Genomic DNA, 6,071 nt, shown 5'->3' with positions numbered 1-6,071 from the left:
AATGCAGTGTGTCAGTCAATGCATCTTTAACTGATACACCGCATTCGCGAGCAAGCCCGCTCCCACATCTGATCTGCGTCGCCTGATAGACTCTCCCCACCTCCCCCGACCGCGAGCCGCGCCCATGCTCCACGTGTTATTCAGCGTCTACCTGAAAATGCTGGTGCTCTACAGCCCGTTCTTCGTGCTGTCCTGCTTTATCAGCCTGACCCGTGGTTACTCCAGCAAAGAGCGGCGGCGCCTGGCCTGGAAAGTCGCGTTGGCCACGCTGGTGTCGAGCGTGTTGCTCTACCTGTTCGGACGGGTGATTTTCAGCGTGTTCGGCATCACCGTAGATGCTTTCCGCATTGGCGCAGGGAGCGTGCTGTTTATCTCGGCCCTGGGCATGGCCCAGGGCAAGTCAGCGGTGCAGACCGACAATGTGCAGCAGGACGTCACCATCGTACCGTTGACCATCCCGCTCACGGTCGGCCCCGGCACCATCGGTGCGCTGTTGGTGATGGGCGTGAGCCAGCCCCACTGGGATGACAAGTTCATGGCGATCGTCAGCATTGCCCTGGCCAGCTTCACAGTCGGTGTGGTGCTGTATTTGTCCAACCGTATCGAACGCATACTGGGTGACCAGGGCTTGCAGATTGTCAGTCGGTTGATGGGTTTGTTCGTGTGTGCGTTGGCCGCGCAGATCATCTTTACCGGTGTGCGCGGTTATCTGGTGCCTTAAATCCGGTATTTCGCGATCGCCAGTTGCACCTTGTCACCGGCACTCTCGCGCATCAGTTGAAGGGTTTTTTCGTTGACCATCGAGGTATTCAGCACCAGGCAAGTCTGGCCGCTGAAAGCCTCGACCGAAGAGCTGTCCCATTCCAGAAATGGCAGGCCCAGCTGTTTGCTCACACCGTGGCTGCTGTAAGTCGCCAGCACCATCATCAGCTCTCCTGCCGTTTCAGCACAGGACGCCAAGCCAAAATCGCCGCCCTGGTGCACCGTGCTATTGCGTTTGAACAACTCAAACAACGCAGGTTGATGTTTCAAGGCATCCAGCGCATCGGCGGCCAGTTTCGGCAATGCCGCCAGCAACGGCCCGGCCAGCGAAGTCGCTGCCAGCGCCGCGATGATACTCAGTGCCGCCACCTGCACCGTCAGCCCCTTGTCGGAGCTTGAGACCCGTTCAAAGCGGCTGCGCACCGGCAACCAGCCCAGGCTGACCATCACCTTGATAAACTCGTCGTACCACGCCTCGCTCCCTCGTTGCACCTTCAACACATCACTCACATAACTGCTGGCCAACAGGTAGCTTTTACGAATGTATTCACGGTTCAACGCCGACATGCCCTCGATAAACGAGATCACGCCGTTGTTGACGACGGCTGCATTGCTATCATCTTCCGCGTCCAGGGGCGCCGAGCGCTTGGCGCCCGGCGCCCCTGGCAGCTTGTAGGCGGCAATCAACTTGCGCCTTTTCGCACTGATGATCCTTTTATGACGTCGCTCCATTTTCAGTTCTCCACAAGCACCCCACATGGGGCTTGTCTCCACACTAGTCCAGCGGCCAGCGCGCTTTCCAGGCTACAAACATCGCTTGACGCACCCGCCGAAAAAACACCACCCAGCAATAACGCGGCGTACCGGTAGACCTTCGCTCTTTCATCGACAAAAAAAGAAAAAGCCCCGAACAACGGCAGGTTTTCACCCAGCATTACTCGGAGCCTTCTTACCTGCCGCGGGCTGTTTTCAGGACGCGGGTTTCTCGCCATACCAGCGCGGCGTGTACACCCATTCGCCGCCACCGGCGCGGGGGAATACGCAGGTGGTGGACGAGCCGATCAGCACCATGGTGCGCATATCCACTTGCTCAGGCGTCAACTGCCCCAACGTGGTGACGCGCAAAGTCTGGCCAGGGCGGCCAATATCACGGCCCAGCACCACCGGTGTTTCGGCAGTGCGGTGCAACGCGACGATTTCCAGGGCGCGCCCCAATTGCCACGGCCGCGAACGCGAGATCGGGTTGTAGAACGCCAGCGCCAGGTCGGCCTGGGACGCAAGGTCCAGACGTTTTTCGATGATCGACCAGGGTTTGAGGTTGTCCGACAGCGACATCACGCAGAAGTCATGCCCCAACGGCGCACCTGCCTGGGCCGCAGTGGCCAGCGAGGCTGAGACGCCCGGCAGGATCTCCAGTTCGACCTGATGCCAGGCCGGGTCGCTGGATGCGTGCAACGCCTCGAGCACCGCCGCCGCCATGGCAAATACGCCAGGGTCGCCGGACGACACCACCACCACCGAACGGCCTTGAGCGGCCAATTCGAAGGCATGGCGAGCGCGTTGCATTTCTTCGCGGTTGTCAGTGCAGTGTTGCACTTGATCGTCGCGGAACGGCCCGGCCATGCGCACATAGGTTTCGTAGCCCAGCACATCGGTGCAACGCGCCAGCTCGGCCTTCACCGCCGGCACCATCAACTCGGCTGCGCCAGGGCCAAGGCCGATCACGGCCAGGCGGCCACGGGCACGGCCAACGTGCGACAGGTCCAGCGGTTGCTCTGCCACGGTGATCACGATGTCCGTGTCTTGCGCCACCGGCGCAAAACGCAACGGCACACCCAGCGCCAATGCGGCTTGCTGCAACGAGGCGTCGGCCATCTGTGTGTCGCTGGCCAGCAGGCAGGCCAGGGATTGCACGGCGATGCCCGCGTCATGCAAAGCCGCTCGCACCCGCTCAGCCAAATCCACCCCTGGCTTACAGGTGACACACACCGTCTTCGGATAAATCAGCAACTCATTGGCAGCCGGCACGCGCTCGGCACTGCCCACGTGAATCGCCAGACGTGCGTGCTGATCCTGCGGCAAATTCGCCTGGTCCAGCCACGGCGCCACGCCTTCGATGCGCACACTTTCGCCGCCCAGCAGGTCCGAGACAAACCGTTTGCCCAGCTCCAGGTCGGCCAACGCATAACCCGCTGGCGGGTTGAGCAGGCAAGTGCCAAAACGCAGCTCGCCGCTGGTGGTGATCGCCGCAGCGACACCCAGTGCCGCGCCAATCTCTCGCGCCATCACGTTCACACCGCCCAGGCCACCGAGCAACGGCACTACGGCGCTGCCGTCTTCAGCGACGGCGAGCACAGCCGGCTCTTCGCCTTTTTCCAGCAGCAGCGGCGCCAGCGTGCGGATCACAATGCCGGCAGCACATAAAGCAATCAGCGGCGTGCCTTGCTGGTACAGCTGGCGCAGGGTCGTGCCGAATTCACTGTAAGCCTGGTCCGCACCTTCAACCCGCCCGGCCAAGCCGTGGATCAGCGCGCCAGGGTAAACCTGCGCGATCTTGCGCGCCGTCGCCAGGCTGGCCTGGCCGAGAATGACAATCGCCGGGCGCATCAACCTTGCCACCTTTCACCTGGCACGATGATCAGCGAGAAGTACGGCGAAGACGCCGGGTCGACTTGATCCAGCGGCACTATTTTCTGATTAGCCATGGTCGCACGCTCAACGTAGAGCGCACGCTCGGCCAAGCCGAGTTCTTGCAGCACCTGACGCACTTTGGGGAAATTACGCCCCAGCTTCATGATCACCGCAGCGTCGGCATCCGCCAACCGACGTTTGAGGTCGTCGTGGGGCAGCACGCCGGAGAGCACCGACAAACTCTGATTGCGATACACCAACGGCGCGCCGAGCACCGAAGCGCCACCGAGCATTGAGCAGACACCGGGGATAACCTCGGCTTCATAGCGCTCGGCCAAACGGTCGTGCAGGTACATGTAGGAGCCGTAGAAGAACGGATCGCCTTCGCAGATCACCGCCACATCGCGGCCAGCGTCCAGGTGCGCGGCCACGTCGAGGCTGGCGTTATCGTAGAAGTCGCTGATGATCTGCTCGTAAGACATCGGTGCCGGCAGCACTTCGGTGGTCACCGGGTACACCAGCGGCATCAAGGTCTGCTGTGCCACCAAGTGGTCTTCGATAATGCCGAAAGCATTGCCTTTCTTGCCCTTGGCCACGAAATACGCCACCACCGGCGACTCGCGCAGCAGGCGCAGCGCCTTGAGGGTGATCAGTTCGGGGTCACCGGGGCCAACGCCCAGGCCAATCAAACGTCCGCGTGCCGGCATTATTCGACCTCCGTGGCCAAGGCGTTGACCGCCGCGGCAGCCATCGCACTGCCGCCCAAGCGGCCTTGCATGATCACAAACGGCACGCCACGGCTGTCGGCCGCCAGCATCGCCTTGGATTCGGCGGCACCAACAAAGCCCACCGGGAAGCCCAGGATCAATGCCGGTTTCGGCGCGCCGGCGTCGAGCATTTCCAACAGGTAGAACAGCGCCGTCGGTGCGTTGCCGATCACCACCACGCTGCCTTCCAGGTGCGGACGCCACAGTTCCAGCGCAGCGGCTGAACGGGTGTTGCCCAGCTCCCGCGCCAGCTCCGGCACGCTGTCATCGCGCAAGGTGCAGATCACCTGGTTATTGGCCGGCAGGCGCGCGCGGGTCACGCCTTCGGAGACCATGCGCGCATCACACAAAATCGGCGCGCCGGCCGCCAGAGCATCGCGCCCGGCCTTGCCTGCGCCTTCGGAGAACTGCAGGCCGTCAATGGCATCGACCATGCCGCAGGCATGAATCACCCGCACCGCGAGTTTTTCCAGGTCGGCAGGAATGCGCTCCAACCTGGCTTCCGCGCGAATAATGGCAAAGGAGTTGCGATAGATCTCCTGACCGTCGCGGATGTAATCAATCATCGGTGTTGCTCCGTGTGCGGCCGCGTAACAGGGCGCCCGCCGCTTCAATGGAAAGAGTGCGTGCGTGCAGCCGGCCGAAACCGGGTTGGGCTGCCTCGCGAAAATAGACGTCGTAGTGGCCGGGGCTTACCGCCAGCAGGGTGACCGGCGCGGTGTGTGCGGCAGCGCAGGAGCGTGGGCAGCCGGACAGGTGTACGTCGTGGCCGGGTTGCAGCGCCGCCAGTTGCAGGGCATCGGCCTTGGTGTCGGCCAGGCCTTTGCCACAGCCGCTTGAGCCGGTGCAGGCGATCATGCGTGCCAGGGGTTGGTCGACTGAGCAGAGAAAGCCCGATCGCTCCAAGCCTGCAGTCACGGCGCCGTGGTTTTCAAGGTTGGGCAGCAGTACGCCCTGCCACGGCGTGAAACGCAACGTGCCGTCGCCAAACTCACTGGCCAGTTGCGCGGCGCCTTTAAGCATGTTCGAGTCCAGACGCCCCAGCGGCGCAACGGCGGCGACGTAGAACAGGTTTTTTTGCCGCTGTGGATAAGTGCCCAGATGCAACAGAGCCCTACCGACCGGGCGCTTGAACCCATCCACCGGCAATAACGGCAGGCTCAGGTGGGCCAGTAAGTTATCCACAGCCAAATGACGCATGCGGGTTTGCGTCGGTGTCGCCAGGTCGAGAAACGCTTCCAGCACGGCCACGACCAAGGCACGGCCTTGCTCCAGCGGCACAGCGCCCAAGGGTGCATCCAGCCCCGGACAACCGGCCAGACCAAAAGCCAAGAGTGTCTCGCTCGACTGTTCAAACGCCGACAGCCACAGATCATGGTGATGCTCGAGCATCGCCAAGGCTTCACCGCCGTCGAGTTGCACGGCGAATTTGGCCGACAATTCATGAAACCGTGGATGATTTTGCAGGGTGGCGAGGACCTGATCCGCCAGTGGGCGGGTGTCGAACAGCATCTGCGGGTCGATACCGGCGCTGGGGCTGAGCATCAGGTTGCGCACGTCGTCGCCGGCGGCGTTGCTGGGTCCAAGCCCTGCGGCCAGCAGCAGGGCGATCAATGCATCCTGCTCGGCGCCTATGCCGCGAATCTGTAGGTTGGCGCGGTTGGTGGCTTCGATCACCCCACCCGCATAGGTCTGCGCCGCGTCCGCCACGGCAACTGCCTGGGCGGCAGTGATAGAACCGCCGGCCAGTTTTATCCGGCAAATCCCGCCATCCAGCGCCTGGACGATACGCAGCAACCCCGGACAAGCCGAGGGGCGCAAGGTATTCAGAGCAGGCGTTGGGTTCACGGGGCTACCGGTTGACGGGTAAAGGCGCGGTATTATGCCTGCTTTGTCCGGCGGCATGAAAAG

Annotated in this window: 6 protein-coding genes; 1 reads left to right on the top strand and 5 read right to left on the bottom strand. The window is 62.4% G+C overall.

Annotation, left to right across the window (positions count from 1 at the left end; genetic code table 11):
* Positions 1–124 precede the first annotated feature (124 nt).
* Positions 125–721: a MarC family protein gene (locus tag ACTD9P_RS14610; RefSeq protein ID WP_017136752.1), complete on the top strand. Its 597-nt coding sequence runs from the start codon at positions 125–127 to the stop codon at positions 719–721.
* Here the strand turns inward: ACTD9P_RS14610 and ACTD9P_RS14605 are convergent.
* The 5 genes from ACTD9P_RS14605 to cobG form a co-directional block, all read right to left on the bottom strand.
* Positions 718–1,494: a hypothetical protein gene (locus tag ACTD9P_RS14605; protein ID WP_438868206.1), complete on the bottom strand. Its 777-nt coding sequence runs from the start codon at positions 1,492–1,494 to the stop codon at positions 718–720. The two genes, ACTD9P_RS14610 and ACTD9P_RS14605, sit on opposite strands and share 4 nt — an antisense overlap.
* 237 nt (positions 1,495–1,731) lie before the next feature.
* A complete protein-coding gene (gene cobJ / locus ACTD9P_RS14600; RefSeq protein WP_438868205.1) occupies positions 1,732–3,369 on the bottom strand; it encodes a precorrin-3B C(17)-methyltransferase in 1,638 nt (545 codons plus the stop codon).
* The gene (locus ACTD9P_RS14595) at positions 3,369–4,100 is read right to left on the bottom strand and encodes a precorrin-2 C(20)-methyltransferase (protein ID WP_065930618.1); all 732 of its coding nucleotides are present in this window, start codon (positions 4,098–4,100) and stop codon (positions 3,369–3,371) included. The genes cobJ and ACTD9P_RS14595 overlap by 1 nt, the downstream gene beginning before the upstream one ends.
* The gene (locus ACTD9P_RS14590) at positions 4,100–4,726 is read right to left on the bottom strand and encodes a precorrin-8X methylmutase (RefSeq protein WP_236372278.1); all 627 of its coding nucleotides are present in this window, start codon (positions 4,724–4,726) and stop codon (positions 4,100–4,102) included. The genes ACTD9P_RS14595 and ACTD9P_RS14590 overlap by 1 nt, the downstream gene beginning before the upstream one ends.
* On the bottom strand, positions 4,719–6,065 hold the full coding sequence (gene cobG, locus ACTD9P_RS14585; protein WP_438868204.1) for a precorrin-3B synthase: 1,347 nt from the start codon (positions 6,063–6,065) through the stop codon (positions 4,719–4,721). The genes ACTD9P_RS14590 and cobG overlap by 8 nt, the downstream gene beginning before the upstream one ends.
* Between the last annotated feature and the right edge of the window lie 6 nt (positions 6,066–6,071).

The organism is Pseudomonas onubensis, assembly GCF_965653655.1.
Taxonomy (GTDB): Bacteria; Pseudomonadota; Gammaproteobacteria; order Pseudomonadales; family Pseudomonadaceae; genus Aquipseudomonas.
The sequence above is the reverse complement of the archived record's forward strand: the minus strand, read 5'-3'. Positions and strand labels throughout refer to the sequence as shown.

What these genes read in the sequence shown, in the direction of transcription:
- ACTD9P_RS14610 (WP_017136752.1), top strand. Translation starts at nt 125, where the DNA reads ATGCTCCACGTGTTATTCAGCGTCTACCTGAAAATGCTGGTGCTCTAC.
- ACTD9P_RS14605 (WP_438868206.1), bottom strand. Translation starts at nt 1,494, where the DNA reads ATGGAGCGACGTCATAAAAGGATCATCAGTGCGAAAAGGCGCAAGTTG.
- cobJ (WP_438868205.1), bottom strand. Translation starts at nt 3,369, where the DNA reads ATGCGCCCGGCGATTGTCATTCTCGGCCAGGCCAGCCTGGCGACGGCG.
- ACTD9P_RS14595 (WP_065930618.1), bottom strand. Translation starts at nt 4,100, where the DNA reads ATGCCGGCACGCGGACGTTTGATTGGCCTGGGCGTTGGCCCCGGTGAC.
- ACTD9P_RS14590 (WP_236372278.1), bottom strand. Translation starts at nt 4,726, where the DNA reads ATGATTGATTACATCCGCGACGGTCAGGAGATCTATCGCAACTCCTTT.
- cobG (WP_438868204.1), bottom strand. Translation starts at nt 6,065, where the DNA reads ATGCCGCCGGACAAAGCAGGCATAATACCGCGCCTTTACCCGTCAACC.